Raw genomic sequence first — 18444 nt, forward strand, 5'->3', positions numbered from 1 at the left:
TCAATAAAATTGATTAAGATTTTTAATTTACGAAGAACATGAGACCATTTGACCAAAACAGGCACTTATTTTCATTCCATTAATTATGTCGACTCCCCTCCTGTCTTTTATTCTTTTCCTAGATCTTGACTTCATCATAATGGGTAAACATTAAAGGAACATTAATAAATAAAGAATGGTTTCTCATCTTTTTTTAATAAACGTGACTTATAGTAAAATATATTAAATAGAAGAAAAGGAGAATAAACATGCGGATTCTCATAGTCGAAGATGAAAAAGATTTACAAAACGTTCTCGCAAACCGTTTGAAAGTGGAAAATTACAGTGTAGACGCATGTGGAAATGGAGCTGATGCACTCGATTATATTTCCATGGCTTCTTATGATTTGATTGTGTTGGATATTATGATTCCAGAAGTAAATGGGCTGGAAGTTTTGCAGCATATAAGAGATGAAGGAAATCGTACTCCTGTTTTATTATTAACCGCAAAAGATACGATTGAAGATCGAGTCAAAGGACTGGATTTAGGCGCGGATGATTATTTAATTAAACCTTTTGCCTTCGATGAATTACTGGCCAGAATACGGGTGTTAATGCGCCGGCAATCAGGCAACACATCCAACGTTTATGAAATGGGCGATTTAGTAGTGGACTGCAATACCCATAAGGTAACGCGGCAGGGTAAAAATATTGACCTTTCCAGCAAGGAGTTTGCGATTTTGGAATATATGATTCGCAATAAAGATATTGTATTGTCTAGAGATAATATTGAACAGCATGTGTGGAATTATGATTATGAAGGCGGTTCGAATATCGTTGATGTTTATATTCGTTATTTAAGAAAGAAAATAGATAAGGATTTTGAGGTCAAGCTTATCCATACCATTAGAGGATCTGGCTACGTATTGAGGATAGAGTCATGAGAAAACTATCTATTAAAATGAAGATCACGCTTTGGTATACCGGCCTGATTGTAATTATTATGGCAATGGTATTAAGTATTATTTTGGCCTCTTCCGATAAAATTCTTCTGTTAAATATCCAGGACCAACTCGAGGAATCTGTAAAAGAAGGTTTTAGAGATATAGATTACGAAAACGGACATTTAGAGGTAGATCATGATTTTGAGTATTATGATGATGGGGTTACTCTTTTAATTTACGATAAAAACGGTACTTTACTGGAAGGGAATGTTCCATCTGGATTTAACGGGGACACACCAATGAAGAAGGATGGACTTCAAACCATTGAACAGAATGGACAGGAATGGCTATTATATGATCACGCATATAAAAAATTTAATGATGAGATATGGATTCGTGGCGTTTATCAATTAGATCAATTATCGTCTGCCATGAACACTATTTTACTAGTGACGCTAATTGCTTTTCCATTCCTTATTATTGTAGCAGCTGCCGGCGGATATTCTATTACGAAAAGAGCCTTTCGTCCCGTACAAAAAATGATTGATACAGTCAGCGAAATTAACGATGGACAAGATTTATCAAAACGTATTAACCTTAAGGAATCAAATGATGAAATTCATGCTTTGGCACAGACCTTTGATCGAATGTTCGATAGATTGCAATCTTCATTTGAGAATGAAAAACAATTCACTTCTGATGCCTCTCATGAATTAAGAACACCAACTTCTGTCATCATCTCTCAATCTGAATACGCCTTATCTCAAATTAATGATTCAAAAGAAGTAAAGGAATCCCTTGAGGTCATTCTAAAACAATCCAAAAAAATGTCCTCTCTCATTTCGCAATTACTTTTACTGGCCAGAGTCGATCAGCAGAATATGGACCATTTTCTATTTGAAAGGCTTAATATTAGTGAGCTAACAGAAATGGTAGCTGAAGAATTAACCTATATGGCTGATAAAGCTGATATTGATATAATTACAGACCTAGAGGATAATCTACTCATAAAAGCAGATCAAACGTTAATCATGAGATTACTTATGAACCTGATTACGAATGCGGTTGCCTATGGAAAGCCTGGCGGATATGTAAAGATTAAATTATATCAGCAGGATAATCATGTGATAGGTGAGGTTTCGGACAATGGAATTGGCATTAGTCCAGAGCATATCAATAAAATATGGGATCGTTTTTATCGCATCGATTCTTCTCGGACCTCAACTTCTAACGGCAATACAGGTCTTGGCTTGTCGATTGTAAAATGGATTGTCAGTCTGCACGGCGGAACCATCGATGTATCAAGTGAATTAGATAATGGAAGCACGTTTATGTTTCGTTTACCTATGAAAAGATAAAGCTATTAAAGAGTTTAAATAGAGGATATTATTTTAGGCACCTACCAGTATGATAGGTGCCTTTTAAGGTTTAACAGACTAAACGTTTGGCACGGATAACGCGAGCAATTATTCAACAGGCACTAATTCGTCGTCCGTCACCCATTTGTGATTAGTTACTTTTTCCCCACCTGTTGTTGGTTTGTAATCAATCATATAAACAGTCGTATCTTGAGCTGATTCAATTTTTACAGTAGTACCCTTCATTCCCTCCATATGAGAGGCAGTCGTAATGGCTTCTGCACCAGGCTGCAAAGGTTCCTCTCCACTATCTTTTATTTCTTCATGAATAATCCACTTATGATTTTTCACCCTTTCCCCACCTGTAGCCGGATTGTAAGAAATGCTGTATGCGGTTGTGTCATAAGCTCCAATGATGGTGGCTTCAGCACTTTTCATACCTCCCATATGTCCATCTTTAAGGATTGCATGGCTTCCAACTTTAAATTTGGGATTTTCAGCCACTTTTAAATCTTCCGGAACCTCACCAGAACCTGAATGGTCCATACCGTCATGATGATCTACTTCTTCATCCTGTGGTTGTGTATCATTATTTAATTCTTTATTATTCTCCTGTGGCTTATTTTCCTCATTAGATTGAGAGCAAGCTCCCAATACTAAAAATAGAGCAGCCACTAAGGAAATGAAACCTGATTTTCTAAACATGTATATCCTCCTTTGATAGTCACAAAAATCTAGTTCCAAAATAACTGGACACTATTCCATTACCCTTTTCACATAGACTTATCCAGTATTTGCTTAATACCCTATTACTGATTTGCTATAAAGTTAAAATATAATTCGCTCAAAGATTATAAGTTTCGCTCATTTATATTTTAAATAGCACATAGCCTAAAATTTCCGCTCATTACAATAAATATTCGCTCATAAAATCTTTGTTTCGCTCAATAATCTTCATTTTCGCTCATATTCTGATGAGTAAGCTCAATAATTTTGTAATTCGCTCAATCCACTTCGTTTTTCGCTCAATTAATCTATGAATATACGATAATCAAATAAAAAATAGCCTCCGTGGAGACTATGGAACTTCTATTCAACACCTTTAACCTGGGATAGCTATGACATAGGTGTATGATAGGCTTGAGATAGCACCTTGGATACACCTTTGTATCACCTATGTATTAAAATCAAAAATATATTATCTTTTATAAAACCGATTTATTTACTGTCAATCTTGCATTACGTTTAATCATTTCAGCCATTACAAAAGCTCCTATTCCAAGGATGCTAAACAAAATTGCTAATGTAAAATACGCTGTAGCCATTCCGGCATTCACCGATAAATTCTGCACATCATATAAATTATATGCATTAACAGCCTTCTTCTCATTGAAAATTTCTTCATATCCTTGGTCGGCCATTTCCTCTTTACTATAGGGACTTTCATACACATACAATTTATACAACCCTGCACCCAAGGAAATAACGGTAATCAATAGCGCAATAATCCCAACAATCTTTAATATAAATGGGAAATTCATTTTACTATTACTTCGTTCCTCAACCATGATAACCTCATTGTTCTCCATTCCGTCTCACCCCTTACCAGTTTTCAGTTGTTCTTTATTTAAAGTAATTCTACAAAAGTATTAAAAACACCTTTACATTCAAACATATCCCTCTTTAATCAAAATTGTAGAAAACTTATATACGAGTTTCTTCTATATAATATTTTTCTATAGAAGAAAGCCAGACTCACATTGGAATCTGGCTTTTCCTATTTAAGATAATCTATTTTTAAAATCCATATAATTAAATTTATGCAAAATGCGGCATTCACCATTCTTGTCCTGTACAGCAATTGTCGGCAAGGCCATTCCGTTAAATGTATTGTTTTTAACCATCGAATAAATCGCCATATCCCCAAAAACCAATCGGTCATTACTTTTTAACGGCTGATCGAAAGAATAATCTCCAATAACATCTCCAGTTAAGCAGGTTGGACCGCCTAATCTGTACGTATATGTCTTTTCACCGGGTTCACCACTACCGAGAAGCGGAGGGCGATATGGCATTTCTAGCACATCCGGCATATGGCAGGACGCTGAAGTATCGAGGATCGCAATTTCCACATCATTCTTTAATGTATCTAGAACCGTTGTCACAAGAAATCCGGCATTAAGAGCAATTGCTTCACCCGGTTCAAGATAAACCTCCAAATCATATTTCTTTTGCATACGGGTAATACAGTCCTCCAGCAGGCCGATATTATACCCATCCCTTGTAATATGGTGGCCCCCGCCAAAATTAATCCATTCCATTTGCGGCAGCCATTTCCCAAATTTCTCTTCGACAGCATCCAGGGTTTGTGCCAAGGCATCCGAATCCTGTTCACAGAGCGTATGGAAATGTAATCCCGATACCCCTTCCAGCAAATCTGGACGAAATTCCTCAGCCGTTATCCCAAATCTGGATCCTCTAGTGCATGGATCATAGATTTCATGGCCCTCTTGAGTCGAACATTCTGGATTAATACGGAGGCCTATGCTTTTACCTGCCTGGATTACTTTATCCCCAAATCTCTCAAGCTGTGAAAAGGAATTGAAGATAATATGATCACAAATAGAGATAATTTCATCTATCTCATCCTCACGGTAGGCTGGGGAAAACACATGATTTTCCTTTCCCATCTCCTCATAGCCAAGCTTTGCTTCATACAATCCGCTCGCAGCAGTCCCACTCAAATATTGACCGATTAACGGATACATTGCATGCATAGAAAATGCTTTTTGTGCCAGGATAATTTTACATCCGGTCCGATCCATTACACCCTTTAAAATTCTCAGGTTTTTCTCGAGTAGACCTTCATCTACCACATAAGAAGGTGTTGGTAATTGTTCAAAGCGCATCTTAGTCTACTAACTCCGGATCAAAGCTTTCTTGCCAAGGAAGTCCCCATTTATTCAATGCTTCCATAAATGGATCTGGATCAAATTCCTCAATATTGTAAACACCAGGCTTGTTCCAAGTCCCGTTCATAACCATCATCGCACCAATCATTGCTGGAACTCCTGTTGTATAAGCAACGGCCTGTGATCCGACTTCTTTGTAACATGCTTCATGATCACAAACATTGTACACATAATACGTTTTATCTTTCCCATCTTTTTTACCGCGGAAAATACAGCCAATATTCGTTTTTCCTTTTGTACGCGGACCAAGTGAAGAAGGGTCTGGAAGTACTGCTTTTAAAAATTGAAGAGGTATGATTTCTTTCCCTTCAAATACGATTGGCTCAATAGATGTCATCCCGACATTTTCAAGACATTTTAAATGAGTGAGATAACTTTGCCCAAATGTCATAAAGAAACGAATCCGCTTAATGCCAGGAATATTTAACGCAAGGGATTCAATTTCTTCATGATGTAATAGATACATATCTTTGTCACCAATCTCAGGGAAATTGTACGTACGTTTAATTTCCATCGGCTCTGTTTCTACCCATTGGCCATTTTCCCAATAGGACCCGTTTGCTGTTACTTCACGGATATTTATTTCAGGATTAAAGTTTGTTGCAAAAGGATATCCATGGTCACCTGCATTACAGTCCAAGATATCAATGTATTCAATTTCATCAAAATGATGTTTTAAGGCATGGGCTGAGAATACACCTGTAACGCCCGGATCAAATCCGCTACCTAACAGTGCAGTAATACCCGCTTCTTCAAAGCGCTCACGGTAATCCCATTGCCATTTATATTCAAACTTCGCTGTATCTTCAGGCTCATAATTAGCTGTATCCATATAATGAGTTTTAGTTGCAAGACAGGCATCCATAATCGTTAAATCTTGATATGGTAAGGCAAGGTTCATAACTATATCCGGTTTTACTTCTTCTATTAAAGCAATTAGCTCATCCACATTATTCGCATCCACCTGAGCCGTTGTAATTTTTGTCTTACCGCCGTCAAGCTTAGCTTTTAAATCATCACATTTGGACTTAGTACGGCTTGCAATACAAATCTCTTCAAAGACCTCACTGTTTTGTACACATTTGTTTATCGCCACAGAGGCTACTCCGCCACAACCAATAATCAGTGCTTTTCCCATTTTTCATATCTCCAATCTATTATTTATTTATCTAATAAACTTCTTTCTACTTGTTTTAAACACTAGAAGATTTTCATGGAATATCTTCCACTTCCTTCAGCAGCTCCTCTACATACGTTGGCAAAGCAAAGGAACCACGGTGTAAATTAGGATTGTAATAGCGTGTTTTAATACCCAACTGTTTCCAAGCCTCTTGATTTAAATCTGAAAGAGGTTGATATTTTTTGGATGCAAATCCAAACAACCAGTGGCCGGATGGGTAGGAAGGGATATGTGCCTGGTATACCCTGCTAATTGGAAAACAGTCGATAATCCGTTGGTGCGCCCTTTGCATCGCTGCCCTGTCTTCTGCATAAAACGGACTCTCATGCTGATTCACCATAATTCCGTCTTCATGTAAGGCCTTGTAGCAATTACCGTAAAATTCTTTCGTAAACAAGCCTTCACCCGGTCCGAATGGGTCGGTTGAATCCACGATGATCAAATCATATTGATTTTCACAGGATCGAACAAATTTCAGCCCATCCTCATAATGAATATGAACCCGTTCGTCATCAAGCTTGGAAGCTGTTAACGGCAAATAATTTTTACAGGCTTCTACTACCTTTTCGTCAATTTCCACCATGTCAATATGTTCAATCTGTTGATAACGGGTTAGCTCACGCACAACACCGCCATCTCCCGCACCAATGACCAAAACCTTCCGAGGATTTGGATGAACAGCCATTGGTACATGGGTAATCATCTCATGATAGATAAACTCATCTTTTTCAGTCATCATCATATAACCGTCCAGGGTCAAAAATCTCCCAAACTCGTTCGATTCAAAAATATCAATCCGCTGAAATTCACTCTGTTCACTGTATAAATGTTTGTCCACCTTGATGGAAAGTTTTACTTCTGCCGTGCTACGTTCATGAAACCATAATTCCATGCTGTCACACTCCCTTCAGTACATTCAGACGTTCAATAGCAAGGTCTTCCGGTCCTGTCATGGAACAGCCTTTCGCTTTTGCATAGTCAATATACTCAATAATTTCTTTCGTAATTCTTTCACCTGGTGCAAGGATTGGAATTCCTGGAGGATAGCACATCACAAACTCACTGCACACCCGTCCCTCTGTATCACACAGAGTCAATGATTCTTTATCCGCATAGAATGCTTCCTGCGGTGTAATCACAACCTCCGGATCAATATATTCTTGTGTAATCAGACCTGATTTATCAGTTGAATAGCGGCGGCGTATTTCTGAAAGGGCACTGATCAGACGTTCAACGTCCCTTTTCCGATCACCAACAGATACATAGGCCAAAATATTGCCTATATCTCCAAATTCAATCTGGATATCATACTCATCTCGCAATAAGTCATATACCTCAATTCCCGCTAGTCCGATATCTAATGTATGTACCGAGAGCTTAGTTACATCAAAATCAAATATGCTATCTCCATTCACTAATTCTCTCGAAAAGGCATAATAGTCACCAATTTGATTGATTTCATTCCGCACATATTCTGCAAGATTAATAACATCATCGAAAATCCGCTCTCCATTTAACGCTAGATTTCTTCGGGAAAGATCTAAGCTTGAAAGTAACAAATACGATCCGCTAGTCGTTTGTGTCAGATTAACAATTTGCCTTGCATAACCGACATTCACAGAGGGTCCCATTAGCATAAATGAGCTTTGCGTCAAACTCCCCCCGGATTTATGCATGCTGACTGAAGCCATATCTGCACCAGCAGCCATGGCACTCACGGGTAGGTTTTTTGCAAAGTACAAATGTGCTCCGTGTGCTTCATCTGCAAGAACAAGCATATTATGCTGATGGGCAAGCTTCACAATCCCTCGTAAATCTGAGCAGATTCCATAATAGGTTGGGTTATTGACCAAGATAGCTTTAGCCTCTGGGTTTTCTTTAATCGCTTTTTCCACCTGGCTGAAAGACATACCAAGCGCGATTCCTAGATTTTTATCCATTTCCGGATTTACATAGACCGGCACGGCACCACATAGAACAAGTGCGTTGATGACACTGCGATGAACATTTCGGGGAAGAATAATCTTATCTCCCGCTTTACAAGCTGTCAGGACCATCCCCTGTACGGCAGATGTCGTTCCATTCACCATAAAAAATGCATGTGCAGCACCAAATGCTTCAGCTGCTAATTCTTCTGCTTCTTTAATGACGGACACCGGGTGACAGAGATTATCAAGCGGCTTCATCGAGTTTACATCCACGCTAACCGCTTGCTCACCCAAAAAAGCTGTCAATTCAGGATTACCTCTCCCGCGTTTATGACCGGGTACATCAAAAGGAACAATCCGCTTTTTCTTGAACTCTTCCAATGCTTCATAAATAGGCGCCCGCCCCTGCGAAAGACGAAATAATCTTCCTTGTTCATTCATCACAAAACTTCCTCTCGCTGAAAATTCTCCACACTTCCCTTTGGTTTTACTTTATGGGGGGATTTATATTAATTAAAAAAGTTAAAAGACAACAAAAAAGCAAGTGTACGCGCATTTCATTGCACATCACTTGCTTGTAGATATTATTATCCTATTAAAAAGCATATATAAAAACAGACATATTGCCACACATAAAATCCAATGAATTTTATGTCTGAAAAGCTTTTTAATATTCAACATACCTAAAAAGGAAATCAGAGTCTAAATAGCAAATAAATACTTTTACCACTCTTATTGACCGTTTCACAAGTTTTGCACGATTTATGTCGTACTGGTTATAAAGTAACCAACTTATAAAATTTGAGCTTCTAACTCAATCAATAGGGCAACTAATGTTGCCTGTCGGCATTTGACCCGGCTGTCCGTATGGCCTTAACTTCCCGTGGGATAGTGGTCAATTTTTATCTGCTTGGAAAGACTCTAACTATTTGAATATTTGCTTTCCAAAATAACAACGTCCTAATATTATCAGTTTATGAAAAAATTAGCAATATATACAATTAACTTTTTATACCTTTAAAACCTAAATAAACCATTCTATCTATATATAATTATATATTTTTACCAAAAATAATTAAGATTCTCCATAGGTCATTGGAACGGATTTATACAAGAAATGACTATTTACCATTTAAGAAGACTAGATGGAGGCGGATAGAATATCATAATTAGATCAAACAATGAGGAACTAGGCAATGAAGTAAACTAAATGGATGAGAAAAAAAGTTACAGCCCCTATTAAAAATGGTTTTCCCAATATATCAAATTCTTTATTGCTGAGAGTCCAGTATAACTCTTGTCTAACCCAATAATTATTAGTGGTTGGTTCAGTATATTCCTGTGGGCCCACTCCTATCATTAAGAAAAAACACAAAACAAAGATACTGAATATAAAACTAAATTCGTTAATCTCTACTTCAAAATAACCCGACAGATAATAAACCAAGATATACTCAATTAAAATAGTAATGATAGCTAAAACTGCGCCATAAGCCATTCTTTTAATAAGGGAACTTCTCTTTTCTCCAGAGGTAATCGCACTTCTTTTTATGCTTTCAACATACTCAGCTTGCTTCGTAAAAAGGAGGGCAAAACAAAAGATAGCGAGAATAACGAAGATATTAACTATAATTTTGATTAACTGAAACTCCAGAATCCCTAGCATTTTTCTCCTCCTTTCATACACACAATCACTCACTATTTAAAGTGCAAAAACAGATGAAGGAATAGAGAATGATTATATATCTCCAATCAATTATATCATTATATGGAAATATATTGAATTTAAAAAACGTTTTCTCTGCTCCCCCTATAGCTTTTTCATTTATATTATTTAACCAATATGTATATCCCAAATTTAAGAGATTTAACTTCAACCACCAACCAAAAATATTATTTTATTCTTTTTAAGCATAAAGGTTACTTTTTAATTCATTTTTCTGTATAATCCACATATAGAGTACAACTGTATTTATAAGGAGGACACCATGAAACGATTCGGTATATTACCCAAGATTATATTGGCTATTTTTCTCGGTATTGGTATAGGAATGATTGCCCCAGCCTGGATGCTTCGTATTTTCACTACTTTCAACGGGCTTTTTAGCAGCTTTTTAGAATTTATCATTCCCTTTATTATCATCGGTTTTATTGCTTCAGGAATTGGAATGATGGGGAAAGGTGCCGGTAAAATGCTTGGTATCACAACTGGCTTAGCCTATGCTTCTACAATAATGGCTGGCTTAATAGCTTTTTTCGTTGCCAAAGCATTGTATCCAATTATATTAAAAAACCAGACTGCTCAAAGCTTTGCAAATCCTGAGGAAGCTTTACTCACTCCATATTTTACAATTGAAATGCCTGCTGTAATGGGAGTTATGACGGCTTTGCTTGTAGCCTTTACAATTGGTGTGGGGATGGCTTCTATCAAAGGAGAGGCACTTCTGAATGTAATGGAAGAATTCAAAGAGATTGTCGTGAAGGTAATTAATACGATTATTATCCCTCTTCTACCTTTTCATATCTTTGGTATATTCGCAAACATGACTCAGGGCGGTCAAATTGCGTCTATCCTAAGCGTATTTGCTAAAGTATTTGTGATGATCATTGCTTTACATTTGTTTATGTTAGTCATACAGTATACAGTTGCGGGAGCAGCCTCTAAGAAAAATCCATTTAAAATGCTTAAGACTATGTTACCGGCGTACTTTACAGCTTTAGGAACGCAGTCTTCCGCATCAACGATTCCTGTTACTGTGGATCGGACTAAAAAAATGGGCGTTAAAGAAAAGATAGCAAACTTCACGGTTCCACTATTAGCAACTATCCACTTATCCGGTAGTACCATTACTCTCGTTAGCTGTGCGATGGCAGTCATGCTGTTACAGGGGACGGATTCCAGCTTTACACAAATGCTACCATTTATATTAATGCTTGGTGTCACAATGATAGCGGCACCGGGAGTTCCAGGAGGAGCTGTTATGGCTGCACTTGGTTTATTAGAATCCATGCTCGGCTTCTCTGACAATATGCTTTCCCTCATGATTGCGTTATACCTTGCTCAGGATAGCTTTGGAACAGCATGCAATGTAACAGGTGATGGCGCTATCTCAGCACTTACGGAGCGATTTGTTCCGAAAGATAATAAAGAATCAATTCAAACGAAACAAATCGAAAATTTTGTTTAATTTAATATAAGACAGACACAAACCTGGTGTACTCCTTTACTTTGTGTCTGTTTTTTTGCTCAAAAGGGTGTATACAAAATAAAGACTTCTATCTGTCTAGGAGATAGAAGTCTTTATTTTATGTTTATTTGCTTGAAATTAATTGTCCTTTTACCGCAATTCGTTTAGTTCCACTTAATGTACAAGTAATTAACGTTATCTCCCTTTTTACCGGGGTATCATTTAATACTTCTACATCTTGAGGATCTATAATATTTTTTGATTCAACTTGATAAACGAATTCATTCTTTCCATCTATTAAATAGATTACATCCCCCTTTCCTACTTCATTCAGACGATTAAAATGTCTTCCATATACCGCACTATTATGGCCAGCAATAGTGAAATTATCATGTCCAGGTACTTGGTTCGTTTTAATCTGGGTTAAGGCAACATCCAGGCTTTCCTGTGTTGTTTCCGGCAACACAGGTGCCTCCAAATTAATGGATGGGATAGTAAGCGTGAGAACATCTGAAAGATCTGTTTCATCGATATTTAAAGATGTGCTCACTTCTTCTTTGATTGACTCTGAATCAGCCAAGTTATCCGTATTTTGAATTGCTTCTAATGCTGATTGTAATTGATTAATATCTTCTTTTTGCTTTTCTTCAATGTAAAAAGAATACAGCAAGCAACCAATACCAACCAGTAATAACAAACCACCAATTTTTTTCATATGGACTCAATCAGTTCTTCGCGCGTTTAGTCAAGAATATAATTCCCGCGAATACTAAAATAAGACCAAGTACAATTAAAGTCCTTGTAAGAGCATCACCTGTTTGCGGTAGCCCATTAAGGAACATGCCCTCACTTGTCTGCTGTTTACTGTCTGATCCAGTCATAACTTCATCAGAAGAAATTGCATTGGAATCTGAATCAACTAGTTGATTAGGTGATTCACTATCACTTGGTGATTCAGGCATTATAGATTGATTAATGAGCGTATTTTCAAATTCAATTACTACTTTTTTATCGCTCTTAATTTCAACATGTTTCACTTCATCTGAAAGCTGGTATCCTTTTGGAGCTTTCGTTTCTTTAATCTCGTAGGTTCCATATGATAAGTTCTCAAAGTTCAGACTACCATTTTTATCTGTTTTTCCTGTCTTAATGACCTTTCCATCCTGATAGAGTTCAAACTCTGCTCCTTCAAGAACTTTTTTATCTTTGGAATCGATTTTTTTGAGTTCGATAGATCCTGTTGGATCCTTGATTGCTTCATCTTCAATTTTACCTAAATTTAGGTAGCTTTCATTTACTTCGATTTTTATAATTTTATCAGATGACTGATAACCAGCTGGTGCTTGAATTTCCTTCAAATAGTATGTTCCATATCGGACATCTGCAAATCTTACCAACCCATTGCCGTTAGACGTTGCTTTATACTTTGCCTCTCCCTGACATTCCGCATTATCGTAGAGAGCAAAGACTGCTCCTTCTAACCCATCACCTGTTTCTTTATCAACTTTGGTGAACTCGATCGCTCCAGTTAGTGCTTCGTCTTCAATTTTACCTAAATTTAGATGGCTACTATTCACTTCAATTGGCAATATTGTATCGGAAGCCTGATAGCCTGCAGGTGCTTTAATTTCCTTCAAATAATATTTTCCATATCGGACATCAGCAAATCTTACCAAACCATCACCGTTAGACGTTGCTTTATACTTTGCCTCTCCCTGGCATTCCGCATTATCATAAAGAGCAAAGACCGCTCCTTCTAAGCCTTTACCTGTTTCTTTATCCACTTTGGTGAATTCGATCGTTCCAGTTAGTGCTACATCTTCGATTTCACCTAAATTTAGATGGCTACTATTCACTTCAATTGGCAAAATTGTATCGGAAGCCTGATAGCCTGCAGGTGCTTTAATTTCCTTCAAATAATATTTGCCATATCGGACACCTGCAAATCTTACCAAACCATCACCGTTAGACGTTGCTTTATACTTTGCCTCTCCCTTACATTCCGCATTATCGTAAAGAGCAAAGACCGCTCCTTCTAAGCCTATACCTGTATCTTTATCCACTTTGGTGAATTTAATAGATCCTACTAACTCCTCGATTCGCTCATTAATAAACTTTTTAGTAGTTACAAGTTCTTTATCCACTTTAATAGCTCTGATTTCCCCAGATAGCTGATAGTCTTCCGGTGCTGTGAGTTCCTTCACATAATATGTGCCATATGGGAGTTGCTCGAATTTTACTAACCCTTCTGTATCAGATGTCGCTTTTGCCTTCGGCTCTCCCTCGCAATTTTCATTATTGTAAAGACCAAAGACTGCTCCTTCTAATCCTTTACCTGTCTCTTTATCTATTTTGGTGAATTCGATAGATCCTACCATTTCCTTGATTTGCTCATTAATAAACTTTTCTGTAGTTACATGTTCTTTATCCACTTTAATAGCTCTGATTTCCCCAGATAGCTGATAGTCTTCCGGTGCTGTGAGTTCCTTCACATAATATGTTCCATATGGGAGTTGCTCGAATTTTACTAACCCTTCTGTATCAGATGTCGCTTTAGCCTTCGGCTCTCCCTCGCAATTTTCGTTATCGTAAAGACCAAAGACTGCTCCTTCTAACCCTTTACCTGTCTCTTTATCCACTTTGGTGAATTCAATAGATCCTACTAACTCCTCGATTCGCTCATTAATAAACTTTTTAGTAGTTACAAGTTCTTTATCTACTGTAATAGTTCTGATTTCCCCAGATAGCTGATAGTCTTCCGGTGCTGTGAGTTCCTTCACATAATATGTGCCATATGGGAGTTGCTCGAATTTTACTAATCCTTCTGTATCAGATGTCGCTTTAGCCTTCGGCTCTCCCTCGCAATTTTCGTTATCGTAAAGACCAAAGACTGCTCCTTCTAACCCTTTACCTGTCTCTTTATCCACTTTGGTGAATTCAATAGATCCTACTAACTCCTCGATTCGCTCATTAATAAACTTTTTAGTAGTTACAAGTTCTTTATCTACTGTAATAGTTCTGATTTCCCCAGATAGCTGATAGTCTTCCGGTGCTGTGATTTCTTTCACATAATATGTGCCATATGGGAGTTGCTCGAATTTTACTAACCCTTCTGTATCAGATGTCGCTTTTGCCTTTGGCTCTCCCTCGCAATTCTTGTTTTCGAAAAGACCAAAGACTGCTCCTTCTAATCCTTTACCTGTCTCTTTATCTACTTTGGTGAATTCGATAGATCCTATCAATTCCTTGATTCGCTCATTAATAAACTTTTCTGTAGTTATAACTTCTTTATCTACTGTAACAGTTCTAGTATCATCCTCGGATATCTGATAACCTTCAGGGGCTTTAAGTTCCTTCACATAATATGTGCCATATGGGATATTCTCAAATTTCACCAACCCCTCTGCATCTGATTCTACCTTAGCTAGCGGCTCACCTTCACATGTTTCATTATCATAGAGTCCAAAAAGAGCACCTTCCAGTTTTATCTCTGTGCCTTTTTCAACCTTAGTGAATTCGATATTTCCTTTCTGTACACTATCTTCTATCGGCAACATTACATTAAAAGGATGATGATGTGCTTCAATCCCTGATCCTACTTTATTTATAAAATTCTCAACAATAAGTGTTCCGTTTAATTGACCAGTACCTTTTGGTGCTAATGTAGCATATGGAGCCAATACTGAACCTACCATACTAATACGACTCATATCAAAGTTAATTAAATTTGGGAAATTCCATAAAATTCTACTTCCATCTGATGGTGATAAATCTTGTTCGCCTTTTTTTAGTGCAAAATCGGATAATTTTAAATCTGTACCAAATACATTTATCAAAACTGCTGCATCGTCTGGTACATCTAACTTAAATAAAGTCACCTTACCATCTTGAAAGTCCTCCGTTGTCAGTGAAAATATATTTAATTTTGGATCACCACCTTTTAATGTCAGTGTAGAATATAGATTCTCTGCTATACCATTAGGTGTCAATTGTGACCATATAGAAGATTTGTTCTTTAAATCTGTTTCAGCCTGAGCAAAAAAATCACTCACATCTTTTCTCAAAGGTTTTTGTCCATTTGCATTATTCATTGTATATTTCTCAATTATTCCATTCGTTCCAATTACAGTATTTCCCCAATGGTTCTCACCACCATCTGCATAAATTGACTGCCCAACAATTAAGTCATCCCGGTCAGTAGTGATTATTTGAGGAGTTATCCCTGCACCCACACCATAACTTTTATATTCTGCTTTATTTCCTACAGCAACTCTTCCCTCTGCATCACATTCCATCTGAATATGATCATTAAAAACAAAAACATTAAAATCATTCGCTACACCTAAGTTAGCGTAAGTGGTTGCAGCAGCTGTCTGTGTGTTTGATACTGGCAGCCAAGAAATAAATAGCGAAAATATGATTGAAAAAATAAACAGCTTGTTCCTCATTCTCATTCCTCCAAATATTTTGACAATATAATTTGTAAAGCAACCTTTTTATCCACCAATTAATAATATATCAATATATTATTAATTTATTAATAATTTTATAAAAAATCAATAAATTATGTATTTATGTTATTTAATTCATTATATTATTATATTATTTTAACAAAAACCAACCCTTAACAGGATTGGTTTTAGCTGCTTAATGTAAATTGAAGTGTGTTGAAGACATTAAAAAAACCAATTCCTAATTGGAATTGGTTTTGATAAGCCACTTTTGCCGTTACATATAAGAAAGTTTTAAACCACCACTTCTCCAAGTGGGTGTTCGCAAAAGCTTTTCTGCTTGTCCTCCAGGTCATATAGACAGAGGCTTGTCATTCCAGCCTTTATAATAAAACTCCCTATTACAGCTTAAAGGTTAAAACTTAAATTATGCATTACGTACAATGTAGCTCGTATTAAGTATGATACTCCTCAAAGCGTTTAAATGCAATGGAGATGACTTCCATATTAAATATATAATTTCTAAATGCATGGAAGTATCGGTTCTAGAGGTACCACGAATTATCTTCTATAACAAACCCGATAACAGAGGCGGAGTTAATGTACTATCTCATCTGATAATTTCTTTTAATGCACTTTCTAATTCTTTATATTTAAACATATACCCAGCTTGTTCAAGCCTTTCGGGGAGTACCCAACGGCTTTTTAGAACAAGCTCCGGCTCCGTTCTGATCAGTACTGCACCTGCTTTAAGCATCCATGCTGGTGTGGGGAGGCCTAATTTTCTGTTCATACTGCTCCGTAGACATGCCATTAATTCGCTATTAGTGACTGGATGGGGTGATGAGCAATTAAATATCCCCTCCAACTCTTCTCTCTCCTTAAGAAAGAGTACAATCTGATATAAATCTTCTATATGTATCCAGCTAAACATTTGTCGTCCAGATCCCTGATACCCTCCAAGACCAAATGTAACGAGATTTTTATACGGAGTCATTACTCCGCCGCTTTCCCCTAATACGATTGCAATTCTTAAGGCAACTTGCCTTGTATGCGGTAGTTCAAAGCTAAAAAATGTTTCTTCCCACGCTTTCGCAACATCAACTGAAAAGCCGCTTCCGATTTCTCCCTTTTTCTCTGTCATAGGTCGATCTTCCGCATGTCTGTATATGGTGGCAGTACTTGAATTAATCCACAAAGGAGGTGGAGCCGTACACTCAAGGAGCGCATTACCCAATATAGCTGTTGTTTCAGTTCTAGACATGACAATTTCTAGCTTATTACTGGTATTATAGCGGCAATTTACCGATTTTCCAGCCAAATTAACCAATAACTCGGCCCCTTCAAGCGCTTCCTTTATTTCACCATTATTATGCCAGTTAATATGTTCGTTACTTCTGGAAATGATCAGCACATCATATCCCATTGAATGAAACTGCTTCTCAAAATACTGACCAATAAAACCTGTTCCCCCAGCAATTACAACCTTCTTTCTCATCCACTCATCCCTTTACCTCATTTTTGTGAAGTGAAGTATATCACTAATATTTTATCAAATATTTTACATTTTTTTAAATAAAAGGATTATTTTGCGCACTGTCAACCATTTGTTTATTAATATACTTAAGATACAACTGCACAACATCAAAGTCATATTGTTGATAAAGCGTACGGGTACCTACTGCATCTTCTATTTCGTTAAACAGGAATTCTCCGTCCTGGCCGATGAGGAAATCGATTCCTACAAAGTCAAAATCAAATAACGTACCTATTTTATTTACTAATTTCACCTGGTTCTCAGACAAAGTATAACGCTCAGCTTTTCCGCCAAGTGAAAAATTGGATTTAAAACTATTGCTGGAATAACGTTTAACCGCTCCAATAATCTCTCTGCCCAGTACGAAGACCCGCACATCAACACCGGGATTATCACACATTTCCTGTAGGATAATATCCCCCTTATTAAGCTTCTCCATATGCTTAGTTAATTCTATTCTGCTATTTACTTTAAAAACATCGGTACCGCCATGGCCACTGTTGGTCTTCAAAATAAGTGGATAATTTAATAGCGACTGTCCCTCAGTGAATGAGATCGCCGTCTTCACAGATTTTATTCCATGGCTATTAATCAGTTGATGTGTTTTAGCTTTATGATTACAAATATCCGTCACCTGAGAATTGTTAAAAACTCTGCACCCCATTAATTCAAAATGAAGGCCTATTTGACTGTCTCGGGTGCGGTTAATAACGAAATCCGGTTGAAGCGAATTCCCATCCCTCATATAAACGGACAATCTTCCATTATCAATTATTAAACTCAGTTCCTCTGCAAATACAAGCTGGATATTAAGATTGTGCTGATGACTATTATTGATAAACTGATTGGCAAACCATTTATTTTTATCATAGTCCGCTCGCTTATAGATTAGTAAGCCTTCAAACAT

General features: G+C 37.1%; 14 protein-coding genes and 1 other RNA gene. 3 read left to right on the top strand and 12 right to left on the bottom strand.

Annotated features, from left to right (window positions below; genetic code table 11):
* Nucleotides 1-248: 248 nt before the first annotated feature.
* A complete protein-coding gene (locus AC4D4A_RS07825; protein WP_490995383.1) occupies nucleotides 249-923 on the top strand; it encodes a response regulator transcription factor in 675 nt (224 codons plus the stop codon).
* On the top strand, nucleotides 920-2281 hold the full coding sequence (locus tag AC4D4A_RS07830; protein WP_490995384.1) for a sensor histidine kinase: 1362 nt from the start codon (nucleotides 920-922) through the stop codon (nucleotides 2279-2281). The genes AC4D4A_RS07825 and AC4D4A_RS07830 overlap by 4 nt, the downstream gene beginning before the upstream one ends.
* Nucleotides 2282-2389: 108 nt before the next feature.
* Here the strand turns inward: AC4D4A_RS07830 and AC4D4A_RS07835 are convergent, their stop codons facing one another.
* From AC4D4A_RS07835 to AC4D4A_RS07865, 7 genes are all read right to left on the bottom strand, one after another.
* Nucleotides 2390-2986, bottom strand: a complete 597-nt coding sequence (locus tag AC4D4A_RS07835) for a YdhK family protein (RefSeq protein ID WP_490995385.1) — start codon at nucleotides 2984-2986, stop codon at nucleotides 2390-2392.
* Between the two features lie 500 nt (nucleotides 2987-3486).
* Nucleotides 3487-3870, bottom strand: coding sequence for a hypothetical protein (locus AC4D4A_RS07840; protein WP_490995386.1), 384 nt, complete (start codon nucleotides 3868-3870; stop codon nucleotides 3487-3489).
* Nucleotides 3871-4062: 192 nt separating this feature from the next.
* Nucleotides 4063-5190, bottom strand: a complete 1128-nt coding sequence (gene nspC / locus AC4D4A_RS07845; RefSeq protein ID WP_490995387.1) for a carboxynorspermidine decarboxylase — start codon at nucleotides 5188-5190, stop codon at nucleotides 4063-4065.
* Nucleotide 5191: 1 nt separating this feature from the next.
* On the bottom strand, nucleotides 5192-6391 hold the full coding sequence (locus AC4D4A_RS07850) for a saccharopine dehydrogenase family protein (protein WP_490995388.1): 1200 nt from the start codon (nucleotides 6389-6391) through the stop codon (nucleotides 5192-5194).
* Nucleotides 6392-6464: 73 nt separating this feature from the next.
* Nucleotides 6465-7325 carry a polyamine aminopropyltransferase gene (speE, locus tag AC4D4A_RS07855; RefSeq protein WP_490995389.1) on the bottom strand — a complete coding sequence of 287 codons (861 nt, stop codon included), beginning with the start codon at nucleotides 7323-7325 and terminating at the stop codon, nucleotides 6465-6467.
* Nucleotides 7326-7329: 4 nt separating this feature from the next.
* A complete protein-coding gene (locus AC4D4A_RS07860) occupies nucleotides 7330-8802 on the bottom strand; it encodes an aminotransferase class I/II-fold pyridoxal phosphate-dependent enzyme (protein ID WP_490995677.1) in 1473 nt (490 codons plus the stop codon).
* Between the two features lie 748 nt (nucleotides 8803-9550).
* Nucleotides 9551-10027: a hypothetical protein gene (locus tag AC4D4A_RS07865; protein ID WP_490995390.1), complete on the bottom strand. Its 477-nt coding sequence runs from the start codon at nucleotides 10025-10027 to the stop codon at nucleotides 9551-9553.
* 322 nt (nucleotides 10028-10349) lie between these two features.
* Here AC4D4A_RS07865 and AC4D4A_RS07870 point away from each other — a divergent pair, with 322 nt between their 5' ends.
* On the top strand, nucleotides 10350-11549 hold the full coding sequence (locus AC4D4A_RS07870; RefSeq protein ID WP_490995391.1) for a dicarboxylate/amino acid:cation symporter: 1200 nt from the start codon (nucleotides 10350-10352) through the stop codon (nucleotides 11547-11549).
* A 124-nt stretch (nucleotides 11550-11673) separates the two neighbouring features.
* Here AC4D4A_RS07870 and AC4D4A_RS07875 read toward each other — a convergent pair whose 3' ends face one another.
* From AC4D4A_RS07875 to AC4D4A_RS07895, 5 genes are all read right to left on the bottom strand, one after another.
* The gene (locus AC4D4A_RS07875) at nucleotides 11674-12264 is read right to left on the bottom strand and encodes a class D sortase (protein WP_490995392.1); all 591 of its coding nucleotides are present in this window, start codon (nucleotides 12262-12264) and stop codon (nucleotides 11674-11676) included.
* 10 nt (nucleotides 12265-12274) lie between these two features.
* Nucleotides 12275-15997 carry a SpaA isopeptide-forming pilin-related protein gene (locus tag AC4D4A_RS07880; RefSeq protein WP_490995393.1) on the bottom strand — a complete coding sequence of 1241 codons (3723 nt, stop codon included), beginning with the start codon at nucleotides 15995-15997 and terminating at the stop codon, nucleotides 12275-12277.
* A gap of 261 nt (nucleotides 15998-16258) precedes the next feature.
* Nucleotides 16259-16455: non-coding RNA, 6S RNA (gene ssrS, locus AC4D4A_RS07885), on the bottom strand.
* Between the two features lie 155 nt (nucleotides 16456-16610).
* Nucleotides 16611-17498: a TIGR01777 family oxidoreductase gene (locus tag AC4D4A_RS07890; protein WP_490995394.1), complete on the bottom strand. Its 888-nt coding sequence runs from the start codon at nucleotides 17496-17498 to the stop codon at nucleotides 16611-16613.
* A gap of 73 nt (nucleotides 17499-17571) precedes the next feature.
* On the bottom strand, nucleotides 17572-18444 hold the full coding sequence (locus AC4D4A_RS07895; RefSeq protein WP_490995395.1) for an ATP-grasp domain-containing protein: 873 nt from the start codon (nucleotides 18442-18444) through the stop codon (nucleotides 17572-17574).

Source organism: Pradoshia sp. Z5_111 (assembly GCF_058267535.1).